Origin of the sequence: Pseudomonas sp. Z1-12 (genome assembly GCF_051132015.1) — a bacterium.
GTDB lineage: Bacteria > Pseudomonadota > Gammaproteobacteria > Pseudomonadales > Pseudomonadaceae > Aquipseudomonas > Aquipseudomonas zanjanensis.
On sequence record NZ_CP071647.1, the window covers coordinates 6,660,134 to 6,681,764 of the forward strand.

General features: G+C 60.1%; 16 protein-coding genes. 9 read left to right on the forward strand and 7 right to left on the reverse strand.

Features of this window, described 5'->3' with window-relative positions; genetic code table 11:
• The first annotated feature begins 81 nt into the window (after positions 1–81).
• The 3 genes from J3P85_RS29175 (at position 82) to J3P85_RS29185 (ending at position 4,398) form a co-directional block, all read left to right on the forward strand.
• Positions 82–903 carry an ABC transporter substrate-binding protein gene (locus tag J3P85_RS29175; protein WP_434704357.1) on the forward strand — a complete coding sequence of 274 codons (822 nt, stop codon included), beginning with the start codon at positions 82–84 and terminating at the stop codon, positions 901–903.
• The gene (locus J3P85_RS29180) at positions 900–1,733 is read left to right on the forward strand and encodes an amino acid ABC transporter permease (RefSeq protein ID WP_434704358.1); all 834 of its coding nucleotides are present in this window, start codon (positions 900–902) and stop codon (positions 1,731–1,733) included. Before J3P85_RS29175 ends, J3P85_RS29180 begins: the two co-directional genes overlap by 4 nt.
• Positions 1,734–2,256: 523 nt before the next feature.
• Positions 2,257–4,398, forward strand: coding sequence for an autotransporter outer membrane beta-barrel domain-containing protein (locus tag J3P85_RS29185; RefSeq protein WP_434704359.1), 2,142 nt, complete (start codon positions 2,257–2,259; stop codon positions 4,396–4,398).
• A 63-nt stretch (positions 4,399–4,461) separates the two neighbouring features.
• On the opposite strand, the gene oadA is transcribed toward J3P85_RS29185, so the two are convergent.
• Both oadA and J3P85_RS29195 read right to left on the reverse strand, forming a co-directional pair.
• The gene (gene oadA, locus J3P85_RS29190) at positions 4,462–6,270 is read right to left on the reverse strand and encodes a sodium-extruding oxaloacetate decarboxylase subunit alpha (RefSeq protein ID WP_186710765.1); all 1,809 of its coding nucleotides are present in this window, start codon (positions 6,268–6,270) and stop codon (positions 4,462–4,464) included.
• A 12-nt stretch (positions 6,271–6,282) separates the two neighbouring features.
• Positions 6,283–7,698 carry an acetyl-CoA carboxylase biotin carboxylase subunit gene (locus tag J3P85_RS29195; protein ID WP_003187105.1) on the reverse strand — a complete coding sequence of 472 codons (1,416 nt, stop codon included), beginning with the start codon at positions 7,696–7,698 and terminating at the stop codon, positions 6,283–6,285.
• A 187-nt stretch (positions 7,699–7,885) separates the two neighbouring features.
• Here J3P85_RS29195 and J3P85_RS29200 point away from each other — a divergent pair, with 187 nt between their 5' ends.
• On the forward strand, positions 7,886–8,848 hold the full coding sequence (locus J3P85_RS29200) for a LysR family transcriptional regulator (protein WP_053126704.1): 963 nt from the start codon (positions 7,886–7,888) through the stop codon (positions 8,846–8,848).
• On the opposite strand, the gene J3P85_RS29205 is transcribed toward J3P85_RS29200, so the two are convergent.
• The gene (locus J3P85_RS29205) at positions 8,790–8,999 is read right to left on the reverse strand and encodes a PA3496 family putative envelope integrity protein (protein WP_080675527.1); all 210 of its coding nucleotides are present in this window, start codon (positions 8,997–8,999) and stop codon (positions 8,790–8,792) included. The two genes, J3P85_RS29200 and J3P85_RS29205, sit on opposite strands and share 59 nt — an antisense overlap.
• Positions 9,000–9,252: 253 nt before the next feature.
• Positions 9,253–10,119 carry a transcriptional regulator HexR gene (gene hexR, locus J3P85_RS29210; protein WP_003187110.1) on the reverse strand — a complete coding sequence of 289 codons (867 nt, stop codon included), beginning with the start codon at positions 10,117–10,119 and terminating at the stop codon, positions 9,253–9,255.
• A gap of 442 nt (positions 10,120–10,561) precedes the next feature.
• Between hexR and J3P85_RS29215 the strand changes: the two genes are divergently transcribed.
• A complete protein-coding gene (locus J3P85_RS29215) occupies positions 10,562–10,876 on the forward strand; it encodes a hypothetical protein (protein ID WP_434704360.1) in 315 nt (104 codons plus the stop codon).
• A 76-nt stretch (positions 10,877–10,952) separates the two neighbouring features.
• On the opposite strand, the gene J3P85_RS29220 is transcribed toward J3P85_RS29215, so the two are convergent.
• The gene (locus J3P85_RS29220) at positions 10,953–13,823 is read right to left on the reverse strand and encodes a putative bifunctional diguanylate cyclase/phosphodiesterase (RefSeq protein ID WP_434704361.1); all 2,871 of its coding nucleotides are present in this window, start codon (positions 13,821–13,823) and stop codon (positions 10,953–10,955) included.
• A gap of 261 nt (positions 13,824–14,084) precedes the next feature.
• Between J3P85_RS29220 and uvrD the strand changes: the two genes are divergently transcribed.
• From uvrD to J3P85_RS29235, 3 genes are all read left to right on the forward strand, one after another.
• Positions 14,085–16,268: a DNA helicase II gene (uvrD, locus tag J3P85_RS29225; protein WP_434704362.1), complete on the forward strand. Its 2,184-nt coding sequence runs from the start codon at positions 14,085–14,087 to the stop codon at positions 16,266–16,268.
• Positions 16,269–16,572: 304 nt separating this feature from the next.
• Positions 16,573–17,448 carry a Tim44 domain-containing protein gene (locus J3P85_RS29230; protein WP_186728407.1) on the forward strand — a complete coding sequence of 292 codons (876 nt, stop codon included), beginning with the start codon at positions 16,573–16,575 and terminating at the stop codon, positions 17,446–17,448.
• 140 nt (positions 17,449–17,588) lie between these two features.
• The gene (locus J3P85_RS29235; RefSeq protein WP_003187120.1) at positions 17,589–17,996 is read left to right on the forward strand and encodes an SMI1/KNR4 family protein; all 408 of its coding nucleotides are present in this window, start codon (positions 17,589–17,591) and stop codon (positions 17,994–17,996) included.
• Between the two features lie 13 nt (positions 17,997–18,009).
• Here J3P85_RS29235 and J3P85_RS29240 read toward each other — a convergent pair whose 3' ends face one another.
• The gene (locus J3P85_RS29240; RefSeq protein WP_186728409.1) at positions 18,010–19,773 is read right to left on the reverse strand and encodes a cation:proton antiporter; all 1,764 of its coding nucleotides are present in this window, start codon (positions 19,771–19,773) and stop codon (positions 18,010–18,012) included.
• Positions 19,774–20,051: 278 nt separating this feature from the next.
• On the opposite strand from J3P85_RS29240, the gene J3P85_RS29245 reads away from it, so the two are divergent.
• Positions 20,052–20,537 (forward strand): acyl-CoA thioesterase, encoded by a 486-nt coding sequence (locus J3P85_RS29245; protein WP_047226692.1) that lies wholly within the window; start codon positions 20,052–20,054, stop codon positions 20,535–20,537.
• Positions 20,538–20,676: 139 nt separating this feature from the next.
• Here the strand turns inward: J3P85_RS29245 and pdxY are convergent, their stop codons facing one another.
• Positions 20,677–21,549 (reverse strand): pyridoxal kinase PdxY, encoded by an 873-nt coding sequence (gene pdxY / locus J3P85_RS29250; RefSeq protein ID WP_434704363.1) that lies wholly within the window; start codon positions 21,547–21,549, stop codon positions 20,677–20,679.
• Positions 21,550–21,631: the final 82 nt, after the last annotated feature.

A 21,631-nucleotide genomic window follows, 5' to 3' on the forward strand; every position in this document is an offset into this window, starting at 1 on the left:
TCACTACCGGAGTTGTTCTTATAACTATTTAATACGCTCCATTCAGAGAACTACAACTTATTTTTCTAACAGGGCCCTCACATGAAATTACAACCATTGCTGGCCCTGGGCCTTGCGCTGCTGGCTGCCTCTTCGCAAGCGTTCGCCGGTGCCACGCTGGACCGCATCGAACAGAAAAAAGAGCTGGTTGGCGTGCTGATGGAAAGCTATCCGCCCTTCTCGTTCCTCAACGATCAGAACCAGCTCGACGGTTTCGATGTGGACGTCGCCAAGGCCGTGGCGCAGAAACTGGGGGTGAAGCTGCGCCTGGAAACACCGTCCTGGGACGTCATCGCGGCCGGTCACTGGAGCGGGCGCTATGACATCTGCATCTGCTCCATGACGCCGAGCAAGGCCCGCGCCGAAGTGTTCGACTTTCCGGTGCAGTACTACGCTTCGCCCGCGGTGATCGTGGTCAACGCCAAGGACGAGCGTATCCACGGCGCCAAGGACTTGAGCGGCAAGAAGGTCGGCCTCACCAGCGCCTCCAGCTACGAGAGCTACCTGAACAAGAACCTGGTGATCGAAGGCGCCGAGGATACTCAACTGAGCTATCCGTTCGAGGACGTGCAGATCGCTCCGTACGACACCGACAACGTGGCGTTCCAGGACCTGGGCCTGGGCGCCGGGGTGCGCCTGGACGCGGTGCTGACCAACCTGGTGACCGCGCAGCCGCGCCTGACCGAAGACAAGCGCTTCAAGCTGGCCGGCGAGGCGCTTTACTCCGAACCGAACTCGGTGGCCATCGAAAAGGGCGACGCGCAGTGGGACAGCAAGGTGCGTGAAGTCTTTGCCCAGTTGAAACAGGATGGCACCTTGAGCAAACTCTCGCAGAAATGGATCGGCGCCGACATCACTCAATGACTTCTTTTCCACCCCCTCAGCCACCGCCACCGGTGGCTGAATCACGCCTGCAGAAAATCTTCGGCTTTCGCACTCGGCTGTACCTGACCTGGGCGGCGATGTTGGTGCTGTTCGCCAGTTTTTTCCTGAGCTTCGACCTGAAGTTCTCGATCATCCTCGACAAACTGCCAAACCTGCTGGGGCTGCATTTGGCCCCCAATGGCTTTTTACAGGGCGCGGTGCTGACGCTGTTCCTGTGCTTGTGTTCGATCGTAGCCTCATCGTTGCTGGGTTTCATCACTGCCCTGGCGCGACTGTCCAGCAGTGCGGTGGCCTTCGGCATCGCCAGCTTCTACGCGTCGTTCTTTCGCGGCACGCCGCTGCTAATCCAGATCTTGCTGATCTACCTGGGCCTGCCCCAACTGGGCGTGGTCCCGGGCGCCGTTGCCGCCGGCATCATCGCCCTGTCGCTGAACTACGGCGCCTACCTGAGCGAAATCTTCCGCGCCGGCATCCTCGGCGTCCCCCACGGCCAACGCGAAGCCTCCCTCGCCCTGGGCCTGGGGGAAACCGTGATCTTCTGGCGCGTCACCCTGCCCCAGGCCATGCGCACCATCATCCCGCCGACCACCAACCAATTCATCTCCATGCTCAAGGATTCCTCGCTGATCTCGGTGATGGGGGTCTGGGAGGTGATGTTTCTGGCGCAGTCGTATGGGCGTTCCAGCTATCGGTATATCGAGATGCTGACGACGGCGGCGATTATTTACTGGTTGATGTCCATTGCGCTGGAGCTGATCCAGGCGCGGATGGAGCGGCATTATGGGAAGGCTTATCTGAATAATCGTTGAGCTGTTCCGAGGTGCCTTTGAGGACAGCGTGTAGATCCATTGCTGCGGTAACGGCGACTGGCGGTTTCGCACCGCCATCGCGAGCAAGCTCGCTCCCACACTCGATCTTCAGTGAACATAAAACTTATGCTCAACACAGCCCCTCTGTGGGAGCGAGCTTGCTCGCGAAGAGGCCGGCAAGCCCAACATCCACGTGACTGAACCACCGCCATCGCGAGCAGGCTCGCTCCCACATTCAATCTTCAGCGGACACAAAATTCATATCCCACAGGAGAAGCACGATCCCACCAAGAACCGCAGAAACGGTGATACACACCGACCTTAAAAAGACGCTTTCCGTTTTCTGAAAGGGTCGTAGGGCAAAGCTTCGAACTATGAAAGCCAACGAACCAACACCCTGATTGCAGCACAGGCGGCCTACAAATTCATCCGCCGAATCTTTCCCATGGCGAGAAGATGGCTGGCATCGCCGCACAGGGTGAAATTTTTAAAGTGCGACCTCCTTCATGAGAGGTCACTTTCGATGCCTACCCAACATGTATTCCTGCCCCAACACCTCGCACTGGCAATAACCTTGGCGCTTGGCTGTGCCGAGGTTTCAATGGCTCAGTCAGTTGTCGGGGAAGCCCGCCCCGTTGAAACAACCGCCAAGATGCAGGCGAGGCTCAAGGCGTTCGCGGCGGCGCCGGATATAAAGACCGAGAGGGTCACCGAAGCTCAGGAAGCTCCCCTATCGCTGGGCGACAGCGACGACTTGGTGATTGTCAGCAAGCAAGGCGAACTTTTCGGGCTTACTGACGGAGGCGGCGGGACTAATGTCCTGCAATTGGATATCGCCAAGGGAGGCGTGATCAATCAAATAAGTAACGTTAACGATCTGCATCTCAAGCAAGGCGAATGGTCCAACGGCGTCGCTTTCAACGGTGCAAGCCTGGTCGACTCGAAGGCCAAGCTGACCAACACCGGTCAGATTGCGAATGCGGTGCACGTGCTTGGTATATTCGATAACCGGGGTACCGTGGCCGGTCCCGTGTTCGTTGGAAGAAACGCCACGTTCAGCGGCAACGGGACGGTCGATGCGCTGGATGTAACGGGCTTGATGAAGGTCGGTCCAGACATTGGCGCTCCTTCGGTTACCAACAGCCTCAAACTCTCCAAGAGCGCGACGTTGGTTTACGGAATCGACGCGGAGAAAGGCAGCGCCACGATCAAGGTTGGCGGTACCGCGACGCTGGGCAATGCAACGTTGAAAATCCCCGCCGTACCTGGCGAATACACCGATACGCACAGGCGCGTCGTGATTGATGCGGGCAAGATCGAGGGGAAATTCGGAAAGATCGACAGTGAACTTGCCTTTCTGACAGCGACACCTGACTACACGGTAGAGAAACAGGTAGGGCTGGTCTTTGAGCGCAACAACGTTCCGCTGGGAGACGCAGCCACCTCTTCCAACGGTCGCAACTTGATGGAATCTATCGAAGAGCAACAACCGCCAAAAACACCGAAACCGGAACTGTCCAGTACCTTGGTGGCTGCGCCTTCTCCTGCCGTCGATTCGCAAACCAGCAGCCCAACATCAACATCCACCGAACCACCAAAAATCATTGCCAGCGCCCCGCCCAAGTCCGTCGCCAAGTTGCAAGCCATAAAGCCTGCCCCCAAACCCAACGCCGCAATTAGCGCATTGCTCGGTACTAACAAGACCACAGCCGCCGATGCCATCGACCAACTCGGCGGCTACGACACTGCAGATCTAGGCAATGCCACCCTGAGCAGTGCCGCACCGCTCAGCTCGGGAATGCTTTCCGCCATGGGCCGGAACAATCCGGTCGGCGAACATGGCAACGGCCAAATCTGGGTCCAGGCCATCGGCAACAGCGGCAGTCTCGCCAAGGAACTGGGCGACTTTGCCCTCAAGCATTCCACCAAGGGCCTGATGCTGGGAACCGATTGGGCTGTCAGCTCCAATTGGCGGTTGGGCGTCATCGGCAGCAAGACCCAGACACGACTGGACAGCTATCAATTCGAGGGAGCGCTCGACAGTTGGCTCGTAGGCGCCTACGCCGTGCACCAGGAAGGACCGCTGGCGCTGCGCCTGGGTGCCGTCCATGGCAGCCATGACGGCAGCACCAAGCGCCATGTCGCGTTCAATGATTTCAAGGATCACCTCAAGGGTCGTTACGACGCCACGACGCAACAGGTCTTTGGACAGGTTGGCTACAACCTGGACGTCGGTCATTTCGATATCGAACCCTATGCCCAAGTGGGTTACCAGCGCTATCAACGCGATGACTATTCAGAAAAAGGTGGCGATGCTGCATTGCGGTACAACGGCCAGGCGCAGGAGCACTACAGCAGCGACCTCGGCCTGCGCCTCGCTCGCCCTTTTGTGTTCGACCAAGGCATGCGGTTGACGCCGCGCGTCGATGTCGGCTGGAAGCACCTATACGGCGACATCAGGGGCAGCTCCCATCAGCACTTGGTTAATGGCGGCAAAACTTACACCATCAAAGGCGTCGAACTGGACCGTGACAGCTTGCTCTGGCAGGCAGGGCTAGATTTGGCCGTATCGTCACGTCATACCCTGGGACTGAATTACAGCGGCGAAACGGGCCAGGACAACCGTAACGGTGCGTTGACCGGGCAATGGCGGATGATGTTCTGACGGGCGAAAAAAAGGGGAGCACCTGCTCCCCCGAGGTAAAACATTGCATCGAGGCTGTTGGAATCAGCCTTCGATTTCGATCAGGATCTCGCCCGGGTTGACCCGGTCGCCCTTGGCCACATGAATGGCGGTGACCTTGCCGGCGATGGCCGCCTGGACTTCGGTTTCCATCTTCATGGCTTCGGTGATCAGCACCGCTTGGCCGGCCTTCACCACGTCGCCCTCCTTGACCAGGACATCGACGATGTTGCCCGGCATGGTGGTGCTGACATGGCCTGGCGCAGTGGCTTGCTTGCGCTTGCTGCTGCCGCCGCCGACGAATTCATTGAGCGGTTCGAACACGACCTCTTCGGGCATGCCATCGATGGACAAGTAGAAGTGACGCTTGCCTTCGGCCTTGACGCCCACACCGGTAATGTCGACGCGATAGGTTTCGCCGTGCACGTCGATGACGAACTCGGTCGGCACACCTTCACCGCCCGCGGAGCTCACGCTGCCTGCCTCAGGAATTGGCAGCAGCACTTCCGGGGTCAGGGTGCCGGCTTCGCGTTCCTCGAGGAACTTGCGACCGATGTCCGGGAACATGGCATAGGTCAGCACGTCCTCTTCGGACTTGGCCAGCGCACCGATTTCGCCGCGCAGCTTGGTCATTTCCGGCTTGAGCAAATCGGCCGGGCGCACGTCGATCACTTCTTCGCTGCCGATGGCCTGGCGACGCAGCTTCTCACTCACCGAGCCCGGCGCCTTGCCGTAACCGCCCTGCAGATAAAGCTTCACTTCGTTGGTGATGGTCTTGTAGCGCTCACCGGCCAACACGTTGAAGAACGCCTGGGTGCCGACGATCTGCGAGGTCGGGGTCACCAGCGGCGGGAAGCCGAGGTCTTCGCGTACTCGCGGGATTTCCGCCAGCACTTCGTTCATCCGGTTCAGCGCGCCCTGCTCTTTCAGCTGGTTGGCGAGGTTGGAGATCATCCCGCCCGGCACCTGGTTGACCTGGACGCGAGTGTCCACCGCAGTGAACTCGCTTTCGAACTGGTGGTACTTCTTGCGCACGGCGTAGAAGTACAGGCCGATTTCCTGCAACAGCTCCAGGTCCAGCCCGGTGTCGAATTCGCTGCCTTTAAGGGCCGCAACCATCGACTCGGTGCCCGGATGGCTGGTGCCCCAGGCGAAGCTGGAGATCGCGGTGTCAATGTGATCGGCACCGTTTTCGATGGCCTTGAGTTGGCACATCGCGGCCAGGCCGGCGGTGTCGTGGGAGTGGATGAACACCGGCAACGATTGCTCGCTCTTCAGCGCTTTCACCAGCTCGCCAGTGGCATACGGGGTCAGCAGGCCGGCCATGTCCTTGATCGCCACCGAGTCGCACCCCATGGCTTCCATCTGCTTGGCCTGGGCCACGAACGCGTCAATGGTGTGCACCGGGCTGGTGGTGTAGGCGATGGTGCCTTGGGCGTGCTTGCCGGCAGCTTTCACCGCTTCGATGGCCACCCGCAGGTTACGCACGTCGTTCATCGCATCGAAAATACGGAACACATCGATGCCGTTGACGGCAGCCTTGGCCACGAAGGCCTTGACCACGTCGTCGCTGTAGTGGCGGTAGCCCAGCAGGTTCTGGCCACGCAGGAGCATTTGCAGGCGCGTGTTGGGCAGCGCCGCGCGCAGTTGACGCAGGCGCTCCCACGGGTCTTCCTTCAGGAAGCGCACGCAGGCGTCGAAGGTTGCGCCGCCCCAGACTTCCAGCGACCAATAGCCGACCTTGTCGAGCTTGTCGCAGATCGGCAGCATGTCTTCGGTGCGCATGCGCGTGGCGAGCAGCGATTGGTGAGCGTCGCGCAGGATTGTGTCGGTAACGTGGATCTTCTTGGACATTGTCATGATTCCTTACAGGCCTGCGTGGGCGGCAATGGCGGCGGCGATGGCCAAGGCCAGCTCTTCGGGTTTGCGCTTGATCGAGTAGTTGGTCAGTTCAGGATGGCTTTCAACGAAGCTGGTGTTGAACTGGCCGCTGCGGAATTCCGGATTGCGCAGGATTTCCTGGTAATACGCGGCGGTGGTCTTGACCCCCTGCAGGCGCATGTCATCCAGGGCTCGCAGGCCACGGTCCATCGCTTCTTCCCAGGTCAACGCCCAGACCACCAGTTTCAGGCACATCGAGTCGTAGAACGGCGGAATGGTGTAGCCGGTGTAGATCGCCGTGTCGGTGCGCACACCCGGGCCGCCCGGGGCGTAGTAGCGGGTGATCTTGCCGAAGCTGGGCAGGAAGTTGTTTTTCGGGTCCTCGGCGTTGATGCGGAACTGCAACGCAAAACCCCGATGCTGAATATCTTCCTGCTTGACCGACAGCGGCAGCCCGGAGGCGATGCGGATCTGTTCGCGAACAATGTCGATACCGGTGATTTCTTCGGTGATGGTGTGTTCCACCTGCACCCGGGTGTTCATCTCCATGAAGTACACCTCGCCTTCGGCGAGCAAAAACTCCACGGTGCCGGCGTTTTCGTAGCCCACGGCCTTGGCCGCGCGCACCGACAGGTCGCCGATGTAGGCGCGCTGCTCGGGGGTCAGTTGCGGGCTCGGGGCGATTTCGATCAGCTTCTGGTTACGGCGCTGGATCGAGCAATCGCGCTCAAACAGGTGCACCACGTTGCCGAAACTGTCGCCCAGGATCTGCGCTTCGATGTGCTTGGGATTGACGATGCATTTTTCCAGGAACACTTCCGCCGAACCGAACGCCTTGGTGGCTTCGGAAATCACCCGCGGGAAGGCCTGTTCGAGTTCTTCACGGCTGTTGCAACGACGGATACCGCGACCGCCGCCACCAGAGGTGGCCTTGAGCATCACCGGGTAACCGATCCGATCACCTTCGGTCAGGGCCTCTTCGATGCCCGCCACGTTGCCTTCGGTGCCCGGCGTGACCGGCACACCGGCCTTGATCATGCTGCGACGCGCTTCGGTCTTGTCACCCATGCGGCGAATGACTTCCGCCGAAGGGCCAATGAATTTGATCCCGCGTTCAGCGCAGATGTCTGCCAGTTCGGCATTTTCCGAAAGAAACCCGTAGCCAGGATGCAAGGCATCACAGCCGGTTTCCACCGCCAGGTTCACCAGTTTGCGCGGGTTGAGGTAGCCGGCCAGCGGATCGGCGCCGATGCTGTGGGCCTCGTCCGCACGCTTGACATGCAACGCATGGCGGTCCGCGTCGGAGTAGACCGCGACCGAGCGAATGCCCATCTCGGCGCAAGCGCGCACGATGCGGACGGCAATCTCACCACGGTTGGCGATCAGGATCTTTGTTATCAATTGGAGGTTCCCTTGAGCCGGTGATACCACGGCCTGGGATCCAGGCCGACGCGTGACCAGATGTAACAATTGGTCGCAGCTCCACACTAGTCCTGGCTGTGGATTAACAAAAATGAATAATTATTGGGTCATGCATAAGCAAAGACTTATAGTTGAGCTGTCCTTCCCACACCAGAGTACTTAAAAGATGCGTAAGTCGTTGATGCGTATGACATTGCGTCAATTGCAGATTTTCAACGAGGTGTGCGACTTGAGGTCCTACAGCCGTGCAGCCGACGAAATGTCTCTCACACAACCGGCCGTTAGCCTACAGATTCGATCTCTGGAAGAGCTGATTGGCCAGCCGTTATTCGAGTACGTCGGCAAGAAACTCTACATGACCGAAGCCGCCGAAGCCCTGCAACGTGCCAGCCGGGACATCTTCGGGCGCCTGGAAAACCTCGATATGCAGCTCTCGGACATGCAGGGTTCGCTGCAAGGCCAATTGAAGCTGGCGGTGGAGTCCAGCGCCAAGTACTTCGTCCCGCATTTATTCGCCGCATTCAAGCGCCAGCATCCGGAGGTCAACCTCAACCTCACGGTGGTCAATCGCGGCCAGGTCATCCGCCGGCTCTCGGACAACCGCGACGACCTGGTGATCATGTCCATGGTGCCCCAGGACATGGGCCTGGAATTCCTGCCCTTTCTCAACAATCCGATCGTCGCCGTGGCGCCGCCCGACCATCCGCTGTGCCACCTGGGTCCGCTGCGCTTGCAGGACCTGGAGCCCTACACGTTGCTGTTGCGCGAGCCGGGGTCCGGCACGCGACTGGCCTGTGAGGAATATTTCAAGGAGAAACGGGTGCACTTCACCCAGACGCTGGAAGTGGCGTCGGCGGAAGCCCAGCGCGAATGCGTAGTGGCCGGGCTGGGCGTGGCGCTGTTGACACGCCACGCCGTGAGCCGGGAATTGTCGTCCGGCGCACTCATCGAGTTGCCGGTGGAGGAATTGCCGCTGTACCGCAGTTGGTGCCTGGTGCAGGCCAGGGCCAAGCGCCTGTCACCGGTGGCCCATGCCTTTCTGGCCTTCGTTCGTGGCGAGCGCGCTCAGATCATCGGCCTGGTTGAGCGTTTCGACGGGAAGCCGCCGGCGTTGCCTGCCAGTAATTGAACTCTACCGCGTCAGGAAATTCGCTGATCTCGGCCAGAAGCTGACGCTGTTCATAGCGGTCTTCGATTGCACGACGGAACGCCATGCGGCGCTGGTCTTCCTGCTGACGACGGGTTTTGACGGCGCTGCGTTCTTCGTAGGACTGGGTCATGTCGAGACTCCCAAGACGTATACGGGAGCTTTACGATGACGATGAGGGATGACGGTTTGGCGGCGCGTGCGTTACAGAACGATGAATTCAGGGGAAATGATCCCCTGTGGCGAGGGAGCTTGCTCCCGCTCGGCTGCGCAGCAGACGCAAACCAGCCAATGCGGTGTACCTGGGGAAAATCGTTGGGGCCGCTTCGCAGCCCAGCGGGAGCAAGCTCCCTCGCCACAAAGCGCCTGACTTCCAAGAGCAGTGCTCAGTCGTCCAGCGCCTTCACCGACTTGGGCGACAGCCGCAGGCTGCGAAGGCTGCGCTTCACGCTCTTGAGGTGGTTGACCAAGCTCGGGCCACGGGCCATGGCGACGCCCATCGCCAGTACGTCGATCACCACCAGATGGGCGATGCGCGAGGTTAGCGGCGTGTAGATTTCAGTGTCTTCATGCACGTCGATGGCCAGGTTCACCGTGGACAACTCCGCCAAGGGGGTCTGGCTCGGGCACAAGGTAATCAGCGAAGCACCGCTTTCGCGCACCAGGTTCGCGGTGATCAGCAGGTCCTTGGAACGCCCCGATTGGGAAATGCAGATCGCCACATCGGTGGGTTTCAAGGTCACAGCCGACATGGCCTGCATGTGCGGGTCGGAATAGGCCGCTGCCGTCAGCAGCAACCGGAAGAACTTGTGCTGGGCATCGGCGGCCACTGCGCCCGAGGCGCCGAAGCCATAAAACTCGACTCGCTGGGCCTGGGACATGGCCGTGACGGCTTTTTGCAACGCCACCGGGTCGAGCTTCTCGCGAACCTCCATCAACGTATGCAGGGTCGTGTCGAAGATTTTCAGGCTGTAGTCCGCCACCGAATCATCTTCATGGATCGCAAACTGACCGAAGCTCGCGCCGGCGGCCAGGCTTTGGGCCAGCTTGAGTTTCAGGTCCTGGAAACCCGAGCAACCGATGGCCCGGCAGAAGCGTACGATGGTCGGTTCGCTGATGCCGACGCTGTGGGCAAGATCGGCCATGGAGCTATGCATCACGGCCGCGGGATCAAGCAGTACGTGATCGGCGACTTTCAGCTCCGACTTGCGCAGCAAGTGGCGTGACTGGGCGATGTGTTGCAACAGGTTCAAGGGGCTGGACTCTTGTTATGGGCAGGTGCCGGGATGTAGCAAGCTTGTAGTTATACTACAAGAATTGGCTCTTTGCCCGTCCAAAACGTAACTGGATTACCTCGCTGCCCCTTTGTTTTGGCCGAGGATTGCCCGATGTAGCAGCCTGGGCCGTAGCGCAACCCTCTGCGCTGTCGATCGCCTGACTTCCCGACCCGGCCAGAACTTCCAACGTAGGCAATAGCGTCTATTTCCAATGAGCCAAACACTCAAAAAACTTGCAGCCCTCAACAATATATACCCCTACAACTATAGACAGTAGCTCTCAAGCCAAAACCAAGTAGGCTAGCGAAAGCTCATTTTTCCTTACAATACCAACCACCACTTAACTAACACCATAAAGTCAAAGCCGTTATATTGGCTCCCGCAGGAAGCAATCAACTTAACTAAAGGAGTTACCACTATGAAAATCACAACTAAAGATTGGACAGCACAAATCGATCGTATGCCAGGCGCTGCATCTTTCCGCACCTTTGGCACCGTAACCGTAGCACATTCCGGCGTTATCCCGACGCTGGTCCGGAGCGACATACAGGACAAATCTTTTGATCTACGGTTGGAGTTGATACTTCAAAACTCCGACGGGGTTTCGCTACAAGTGCTCACAGACAAGGTTGTCGAATACAAAGAGCTGGGTGAACCCAACGTCACCGGCGTCAGTATTTTTTTCGAAGGCAAGTTGCTGCACCACATTGATGAAGTTCTAATTACCCACTAAGCATTCGCCCACAAACAACTTCCCGGCAGACGCGCTCGTCGTCTGCCGGGAAGTTATCGTCGTCGTTCAGGTTAATTCAACCCAGGTGCTGCGCCCGCAACAACCCGGCCAAACCGTCAGCCTCCACCGGCCGGCTGATCAGATACCCCTGCACCTCATCGCAACCCTCGTTCCTGAGGAACTCAAGCTGCTCCTGGCGCTCAACGCCCTCGGCCACTACCTTGAGCGACAAGCCATGGGCCATTGCAATGATTGCCCGGGTAATGGCGGTATCCACGCTGCCCTCGCCCAGCCCGCGAATGAACGCCTGGTCGATCTTCACGTAGTCCACCGGGATACGCTTGAGGTAGCTCAGGGATGAGTAGCCGGTGCCAAAATCGTCGATCGCCAGCTTGACCCCAAGGTCACGCAGTTGCTGGAACGTGGCGATGATGTGTTCAACGCTGTCGAGCAACTGGCTCTCGGTCAACTCCAGCTCCAGGTACTGGGGCGCCAGGCCGGTTTCCTCCAGCACTTGTCGCACCAGGCTGACCAGCTTGCCCTGGCGCAACTGATGCACCGACAGGTTGACCGACACCCTGATCGGCTCAAGCCCTTGGCGCTGCCATTCGCACGCCTGCCAACAGGCTTGGCGCAACACGAACTCGCCAATCGGTCCGATCAGCCCGGTCTCTTCAGCCAAGCCGATGAAATCCCCCGGCGGGACTCGGCCCATGGCCGGATGATCCCAACGCACCAGCGCCTCGGCGGCGTTCAGGCGACCGGTGGCCAGGCACAACTTAGGCTGATAAAAGACCTTCAGTTGTTGCTCTTCCAAGGCCTTGCGCAGTTGGTTTTCCAGTTGCAGGCGCTCCAGCGTGCTGGCCTGGAGGCTCTCGGTGTAGAACTGGAAGTTGTTGCCCCCCAGGTGCTTGGCGTGCTGCATGGCCATGTTCGCCTGGCTGACCAGCGTGGCAATTTCTCGCGTGTTGTCCGGCAACAAACTGACGCCGATGGAGGCACTGAGCACCAGTTCATGACCTTCGATGGTCAGCGGCACGCGCAGCTTGGCGGCCAGCCGGGTCGCCACCCGCGCCAGGCTGGAAAGGCTGCCGTAGGCATCGAACAACACCGCAAACTCATCGCCGGATAACCGGGCAATGGTATCGGCCTCGGGCAGTGCATTGATCAAGCGCCGCGCCATTTTCTGCAACAACTGGTCAGCGATGTCATGGCCCAGGCTATCGTTGAGCAGTTTGAAACGGTCCAGGTTGATATGCAGCAACGCCAGGCTACGCCGTCCACCCTGGCGCACCCGCTGATGAGCTTCGTTCAGGCGCTCACGGAACAGCGAGCGATTCGCCAGCCCGGTTAGCTCGTCGTAATGGGTCAGGTAGCGCATGCGCTCTTCGGATTCGCGGCGCGCCGAAAGATCGGCGAAAAAGCCCACGATATGACTGATATTTCCCCGAGCATCGCGCACGACGTTCAGTTGTAGCCATTGCGGGTACAACTCGCCGTTGGCCCGCGCCTCCACCAGCTCACCCTGCCAGGTGCCATGCTGTTTGAGCGCTTGGCGAATGATGGGGTAGTGCCGGCGCGCGTCGCGACTGCACGGCAGGTTGACGACGTTGCGCCCGAGCATGTCATCGATATTGAAACCGGTGACTCGCGTGAACGCTTGATTGGCCGCGAGCAGCACATAGTTGGGGTCGAAAATCACAATCCCTTCGCTGGCGGCCTCGAACACAGTGGCCGCCAGCTGCCGTTGCTGCTCGAGTTCCTTGCTCGCGCTGATGTCGCGCCGAGTCCCGACCATGCGCAGCACCCGTCCGCTGGCGCTGCGCTCCACGGCCCGGCCACGGTCTTCGATCCAGACCCAATGGCCATCGCCGTGCCGCACGCGATATTCGATCTGGTAATCCTCGCTGCGGCCCTTGAGGTGTTCGACCAGCGCCCGCTTGAGCGCCGGCAGGTCTTGAGGATGCAAGCGTGGCGTGAGGTGAGTCAGCATGGCGGTGATGTACTCGGGCTCCAGGCCGAACAGTTCCTTGAGCTGGGTATGATGGACTTCGTCAGTCTGCAGGTTCCAATCCCACAACCCCAGCTCACTGGCCTTGAGGGCCAGGGCCAGGCGCGCCTCGCTTTTGCTCAGGGCCTGGCTGGCGGCCTCCAGCTCAAGGCTGCGCTGCGCGACCCGCGCCTCCAGGCCCACCTGAGCCGCCCGCAATTTTTCCTCGGCCGAGCGCCGTTGCTCAACCTCCCGGCCCAGCGCCTCGTTGAGCATCGCACCGCGGGTTTGGGTTTGCTGCAGATGCTCGATCAACGCCTGGTTCTGGAAACGGCGCAACATGCCATTCTGAATCAGGCGGTTGACTTGCCAAGCCACCACGCTCAAGGAAACCAACACAATCAGCCCGAGCCAGCCCCAGCCCCTTTGCTGCTCATCGCCGCCCCAGAAGAGATAGCCGATGGCCGGTAACAGGCAGGGCAAGGCAAAGGACAGGAACGCCGGAAGACTCACGGCATAGGCCACACTGGCCGACAACGCGGCGGCGCCTATCAGGCCGAACACCCAGGCCTGCTGCTGGAAGCTGTCGGCCGGGACCAACGCGATGCCGGCACCGGCCAGCGTGAGACCGGTCATCGCCGAGCCCAGCAAAAACATACGCAACCAGATCGGGTGGGCCTGGCGGCTTGGCATTGCCGAATCGAAAGCCGCCACCTGGATCACCCGCAACGCCACCAGTGACAACAGCCAGACGAGCCAGACGCTGACCAGGAAATAGCGCCGCGGCTCCCATAACAGTGCGGCGCAGACCAGACCGTTGAGCAGCATGAACAATGTAGGAAGCAGTGAGCCCTGATACAGCAGACGTGTGCGCTCGACCGCCATCTCCATGGCGTACTGCTTGCAGATGACCCGCGGTTCCACACAGGGGCCCGCCGGATCGGAATTGAGGGTCATTGGCACTGTTCTTGTTCTTATAGAGAGGAGCGTGGAGAACCCGAAACAAGCGCCGAGCATACACAAGCCATGGGCCATCCCACACTGCCCCAGCTCATAAAAATATTGAAAAAAGTCGCTATTTCATTGGATGGCGCCCCTCCCGAGCGAGTCCCGCCAACGCCTGTAGCCCGTGACTCGCCGGTCATCACCAAACGGTCTTTTATCGGCCGATGCAAAGCTCGGTTTGCCCGGGGTGACGCCGCACCCTAGAATGCTCCGATGCGCGATGATCTCTCCCTTCTGCTGAACTCCCTCAACGATGCCCAACGCCAGGCCGTAGCCGCCTCCGTGGGTCGTCAGTTGGTCCTGGCCGGTGCCGGCTCCGGTAAAACCCGAGTGCTGGTGCACCGTATCGCCTGGTTGATCCAGGTCGAGAACGCCTCGCCCCATTCGATCCTGTCGGTGACGTTCACCAACAAGGCCGCGGCCGAGATGCGCCATCGCATCGAACAACTGATGGGCATCAACCCCGCCGGCATGTGGGTCGGCACCTTCCACGGCCTGGCGCACCGCTTGTTGCGGGCGCATTGGCAGGAGGCCGGGCTGAGCCAGACCTTCCAGATCCTGGACAGCGACGACCAGCAACGCCTGGTCAAGCGGGTGATCCGCGAGCTGGGCCTGGACGAACAACGCTGGCCGGCCCGCCAGGCCCAGTGGTTCATCAACGGCCAGAAAGACGAAGGCCTGCGCCCGCAGCATATCCAGGCCAGCGGCGACCTGTTCCTGGCGACCATGCGCAGCATCTACGAAGCCTACGAGGCGGCGTGCCAGCGTGCCGGGGTGATCGACTTTTCCGAGCTGCTGCTGCGGGCCCTGGACCTGTGGCGCGACCACCCGGGCCTGCTGGCTCACTACCAAAAGCGCTTCCGGCATGTACTGGTGGACGAGTTCCAGGACACCAACGCCGTGCAATACGCCTGGTTGCGCCTGCTCGCCAAGGGCGGCGACAGCCTGATGGTGGTGGGTGACGACGATCAGTCGATCTACGGCTGGCGCGGCGCCAAGATCGAGAACATTCACCAGTACTCGGCGGACTTTCCCGACGCCGAAGTCATCCGCCTGGAACAGAACTACCGCTCCACCGCCGGCATCCTCAAAGCCGCCAACGCCCTGATCGCCAACAACACCGGGCGCCTGGGCAAGGAACTGTGGACTGATGGCGGCGAAGGCGAAGCGATCAACCTCTATGCCGCCTTCAACGAACACGATGAAGCCCGCTACGTGGTGGAAACCATCGAGAGCGCGCTGAAAACCGGCCTGGCCCGTAGCGACATTGCCATCCTGTACCGTTCCAACGCCCAGTCGCGAGTGCTGGAAGAGGCCTTGCTGCGCGAACGGATCCCTTACCGCATCTATGGTGGCCAGCGCTTCTTCGAACGTGCGGAAATCAAGAACGCCATGGCCTATCTGCGCCTGATCGAAGGTCGGGGCAACGACGCGGCCCTGGAGCGGGTCATCAACGTGCCGACGCGGGGCATTGGCGAGAAAACCGTCGAGGCGATTCGCGATCACGCGCGCCACAGCCATGTGTCCATGTGGGAAGCCATGCGCCAGCTGGTCACCAACAAAGGCGTGACCGGTCGCGCCGCCGGTGCCCTGAAGGCCTTCATGGACCTGATCGAAGACCTGGCCGCCAAGTGTGGGGAAATGCCCCTGCACTTGATGACCCAGACTGTCATCGAGCAGTCCGGCCTGATCGCCTACCACGAAGCGGAAAAAGGCGAGAAAGGCCAGGCCCGGGTGGAAAACCTCGAGGAACTGGTCAGCGCCGCGCGCAACTTCGAGAACACCGAAGAAGATGCAGACCTGTCGCCCCTGTCGGCCTTCCTCGGTCACGCCTCGCTGGAGGCCGGCGACACCCAGGCCGACGAACATGAAGACAGCATCCAGCTGATGACCCTGCACAGCGCCAAGGGCCTGGAATTCCCCTACGTGTTTCTCGTAGGCATGGAAGAAGGCCTGTTCCCCCACAAGATGAGCCTGGAAGAGCCGGGACGCCTGGAAGAGGAACGACGCCTGGCCTATGTCGGCATCACCCGCGCCATGCAGAACCTGGTCATGACCTACGCCGAAACCCGACGCTTGTATGGCAGCGAGACCTACAACAAGGTGTCGCGCTTCGTACGTGAAGTGCCGAAGGGCTTGATCCAGGAAGTGCGGCTGTCCAACAGTGTCAGCCGGCCGTTCGGCGGCGGCCAGCAACAAAGCACCAGCAGCCTGTTTGGCGGCAGCGATATCCCGGAAACCGGCTTCAGCCTCGGCCAGACCGTGCGGCATTCGGTATTCGGCGACGGCGTTATCCTCAACTTCGAAGGCGCCGGCGCCCAGGCCCGGGTGCAGGTGAATTTCAGCGAAGGCAGCAAGTGGCTGATGCTGGGGTATGCCAAGCTCGAAGCGATCTAAAGGCCTTGTAGGAACTCTGTGGGAGCGAGCTTGCTCGCGATAGCGGTGGATCAGTCACTATAGTTGCTGACTGACACACTGCTATCGCGAGCAAGCTCGCTCCCACAGGTTGTTTTGGGGATGCCAAACATTTCCGATAGAACTTGTTCCTCTTTCCTACAGCCCAAAGCGAACAAGCTTTCTTGCGCAGCTGAAGCTGAACCTCACCTGTCACGCAAAAGCCCGAAACACTCTGCTGCTAGCCAGCAACAGTTCTGCTGTGCAACATGGCGCGCGTGCTATCCACAAATGGGAATGCCTTTATATGAAACGTTTTCTTAGCATCGCCATGGCGTTGTGCATCGGCCTGACGATGGCCATCGACGCCAATGCCGCCAAGCGCTTTGGCGGTGGTAAAAGCTCGGGAGCAGCCCCGACTCACCAGACCAGCCAGATGGCGCCGTCTTCTGCCGCCGGCTCTACCGCTGCCACCGCAGGCGCGGCCGGTGCCGCGGGCGCTGCCACCAAGGCCAGCGGCGCGTCGCGCTGGCTCGGCCCCCTGGCCGGCATCGCTGCCGGTGGCCTGCTCGCCTCCATGTTCATGGGTGACGGCTTCCAGGGCATGCAGATCTTCGACATCCTGATCATGGCGGTCATCGCCTTCCTGGTCTTCCGCTTCATTGCCGCTCGTCGTCGCAAGCAGCAGGAGCAACTCGCTCCAGCTGGCCACGCGCCGATGCAGCGTGAAGTGTTCAATCAGCAGCCTGCCAGCGGTTCGATCTTCGGTGGTTCGGCAGCGCCTGTGGCCGCTCGTCCGGTGATCAATGCGCCGGCCTGGTTCAATGAACAACGCTTCATCGAAGCCGCGCGCAACCACTTCATGGCCCTGCAGCAGCATTGGGACGCGAACGAGATGGACAAGATCTCTGAGTTCGTCACCCCGCAATTGCTGGAATTCCTCAAGCGCGAACGGGCCGAACTGGGTGACGGCTTCCAGTCCACCTACATCGACAACCTCCAGGTGCAACTGGATGGTGTCGACGATCGCGCCGACAAGACCATCGCCACCCTGACCTTCAGCGGTCTGTCGAAGGATTCTCGCTTCGACAAGGGCGAAGCGTTCAGCGAAAGCTGGAACATGGAACGTGCCCAGGGCGATGACCAGCCTTGGCTGGTGGCCGGTATCCGCCAGAACGGTTGAACCTTTACCGGTTTTGCATGTTGAAATAAAAGAACCCCGGCTCAGGCCGGGGTTTTCTATTTCGCGGTTGCATCTATAGCGAGCTACTGTATAAACCGCTCCATATAAAACCGCGCCATCGAGAAAGAGGATCCCCGGACGTGGAAGAAATCATCGAACAATTGCGTGAAGCCAACGAGCCCGTACCGGTCCCGCTGGAATTGCCCGACGAAGACTTGCTGGTAGAGATCGAAGAGCAGCTGTTCATCGATATCCCGTTCGTCTTCAGGGAGTTTTTGCTGACCGTCAGCGACGTCGTCTACGGCAGCCTGGAACCGGTAACCGTCACCGATCCACAGTCCCACACCTACCTGCCGGATGTGGCCGCCAATGCCTGGGATGCTGGTGTCGACCGCAGCCTGATCCCGATCTGCCAGGACGGCGATGATTATTACTGCGTCGAAGAGGACGGCACGGTGGTGTTGTGGCAAGCCGAAGAAGAACTGATCGCCGAGGAAACCTGGGAATCGGTCTGGCACTGGGCCCGGGACGTCTGGCTGGAAAGCTGAGCCCCGCCGCCGGTCAATGCCCGGACGACTCCTTGTGGTTGTCCAGGGTTTCAAGCAAGGCCACCTGCATCCGCGTATGCAAGCGGATGAACCAGCGCCAGAGCAGTGCCGCCACGGCAGTCGCCACCACGGCGATCAGTACGAGCAACTTGTTGGTCGGCAGGATGCTGGCCGACAAGGCTGCCAATAGCAGGAAGATCACCAGCAGCGAGAGAATCGGGATCACTTCGGCGATCACCCGGCGCACGCGCTGGGTGTGGCGGCCAGCCATCTCCGGCTTCACGCCCATCTCCGCCAGCAGCATCGACAGCGCCTTGAGCTTGCGATAAGCGGCGATCAGGAACGGCAGCGACAGCAGTAACGCTCCGCCCCAGATCAATGCTTTTTGCCAGCTCGGATCGCTGATCCAGGCTTGCAGGTAAGCCGACATCCGCTCGGCGAAATATCCCCCCGAGACAAAAATGGCGATGACCAACGCCAGGTTGACGCCGACCTGCAGGAGAATCCGCCGGATCATCGACGCCAGCATCGCGCCTTCGCCGTGGGGCTGGATGCTACGCAGCCATTCGCCATACATCCCTAGCACTCGCGTCAGCCGTTGCGGCATGGCCGTTGCCAACTTGACGGACAGCGGGTCGGCGGCCCGAATCAAGTAAGGCGTCAGCAGTGTGGTCAGCACCGAGACGGCGACCGCTACCGGGTAGAGGAAATCGCTGGTGACCTGCAAGGTCATCCCCAGCGACGCGATGATGAAGGAGAATTCGCCGATCTGCGAAAGCCCCATCCCAACGCGCAACGAGGTGCGTCCATCGTTGCCGGCGATAAAGGCACCGAGGCCGCAGGACAACATCTTGCCTAGCACCACGGCGCCCGTAATCACCGCAATCGGCCAGGCGTATTGCAGCAATATCGCCGGATCGAGCATCAGCCCGATGGCGACAAAGAAGATCGCGCTGAACAGATCACGCACCGGCTCCACCAACCGCTCGATCTTCAGCAGTTGCCGGGACTCGGCCATGATTGCGCCGATCAGGAACGCCCCGAGCACCATGCTGTATTCCAGCTTCACCACCAGCAGGCAGAAGCCGAAACACAGGCCCAGTACGGTGATCAGCAGCATTTCGTTGCTGTCGAACTTCGCCACGTAGGCCAGCAACCTCGGCACCAGCAGAATGCCGATGACCAACGCGACGATCATGAACAGCGACAACTTGCCGACGGTGGAAAACACCTCGCCGGAGCTCACGGTGCCGCTGACGGCAATGCTCGACAGCAAGGCGATGATGCCGATACCGAGGATGTCCTCGACGATCAACACCCCGAAGATCAACTGCGCGAAGCGCTCGTTTTTCATCTTCAGGTCGTTGAGGGCCTTGACGATGATGGTGGTGGAGGAAATGGCCAGGATCGCGCCCAAAAACAGCGAGTCCATGGTGCTCCACTCGAACCAGCGACCGATTTCATAGCCGATCCAGATCATCAACACGATTTCGAGGAACGCCGCGATGAAGGCCGTGGCGCCAACCTTGAACAGTTTGCGCAGGCTGAATTCCAGCCCCAGGCAAAACATCAGGAAGATCACCCCGAGCTCGGCCAGGGTCTTGATCGTGTCTTCGTCGTGGATAAAACCAAACGGCGGCGTGTGCGGGCCAATGATGAAGCCGGCCACGATATAGCCCAGTACCACCGGTTGTTTGAAACGATGAAAGAGTACGGTTACCAGCCCCGCAGCCATCATGATGATCGCCAGATCCTGGATGAAACTGATGGCATGCATGTCGGGGCTCCCTGTTCAAATGACGCACGGCCGAGCTGGAGAAATCCGTTTCCGCTGTAGGAATTGCCCTCGCAAAGGGCTTTTGAAGGGTAACACCGCGACTTCCGACAAAAAGACGGTGCAATATATGGAAACAGATCCATCGGCGCGTGACGGTAAGCACAGGCGCAGCGTCCCGATATCGGTGGTTTTTAAAACGGGGTGACCTGTTTGCAGGCCACTCCCCAGCATCCGCAGAGGTGCACTCCCGAATGACTGCCTTGAACCGTGAGTACGTTATGGAACCCGGAAACGCCCAGCTGTCGATGACAGTGTTGATGACCCCCGATATGGCCAACTTCTCTGGCAATGTCCATGGCGGCACCTTGCTCAAATACCTCGATGAAGTCGCCTACGCCTGCGCCAGCCGTTACGCCGGGCGCTACGTGGTGACCCTGTCGGTTGACCAGGTGATCTTCCGCGAGCCGATTCATGTCGGCGAGCTGGTGACCTTCCTGGCCTCGGTGAACTACACCGGCAACACGTCGATGGAAGTGGGCATCAAAGTCGTGACCGAAAATATTCGCGAACGCTCGGTGCGCCACACCAACAGTTGCTTCTTCACCATGGTTGCAGTGGATGACCAGCGCAAACCCGCTGCCGTGCCGCCCTTGCAGCCGCAAAACAGCGAAGAAAAGCGCCGCTACGAACAAGCCCAGCAACGGCGGCAGATTCGCCAGGAACTGGAGAGGCGCTACCAGGAGATCAAGGCGGACGGGCCTTAATCGGTCAATGAAAAATCAACTGTGGGAGCGAGCTTGCTCGCAATGGCGGTGTGTCAGTCAGCATCAGTATTGACTGATCGGCTGCTATCGCGAGCAAGCTCACTCCCACAGGGGTTTTGCAGCATTTCCACAGGGGCGATCAGAGGCTGATCGGCACCGCCTCGAACCGCACCCGTGGATGGGCGATCCGGTCCTGGGCACGGACCAGTTCAAGTTCATAGCTTGTGCAGGCCTGGGTTTCCAGCAGCACTTCGTGCACCGCAGCGGCGGTGAATTCGAACGCCGCCACTAGGCTGTCCCCCAACAGTATCCGTGCCAGGAACAACCCCGAGGTCAGGTCACCCACACCCACCGGCTGGCGCGGGAAAGCCAACAGTGGACGGCGCAGGTGCCAACTGCCCTCGGCGGTCACCAACAGCATTTCGAAGCTGTCATCGGGTTTGCCGGGGTACGCCAAGTGCTTGACCAGCACCGCTTTCGGCCCACGGGCCAGCAGTGCGCGAGCCATCGCCAGGCAGTCCAGCAACGACTTCGCCTTGCGCCCGGAAAAACTGTCCAGTTCCAATTGGTTCGGGCACATGAGGTCCGCCACGGCAGCGGCTTCTTCCAAGAGGAATTTGCTTACCTCGGGCGCCACGATACAGCCCTTCTCTGGATGCCCCATGACCGGGTCACACAGGTACAGCGCCTTTGGATTGGCCGCCTTGATCCGCGCCACGCCCGTCAGAATCGCCCGCCCCTGGGCCGCGCTGCCCAGGTAACCGGATAACACCGCATCGCAATGCCCCAGCTCACCGATGGCGGCGATGCCTTCTACCAATGCAGGTATTTGCTCGGGCGCCAGCACCTCGCCGGTCCATTGGCCGTACTGGGTGTGATTGGAAAATTGCACGGTATTGAGCGGCCAGACGTTCACACCGACCCGCTGCATCGGAAACACTGCGGCGCTATTGCCGGCGTGCCCGAACACCACGTGGGACTGAATGGCAAGCAGATGAGGCGTACGTTTCATGCGGGAAGTTTCCGTAAAACGATTGAAATTCAAGCCGCGCAGTATGCGACTAAACGCAGCCTGTACGACAGACCGGCGAGAC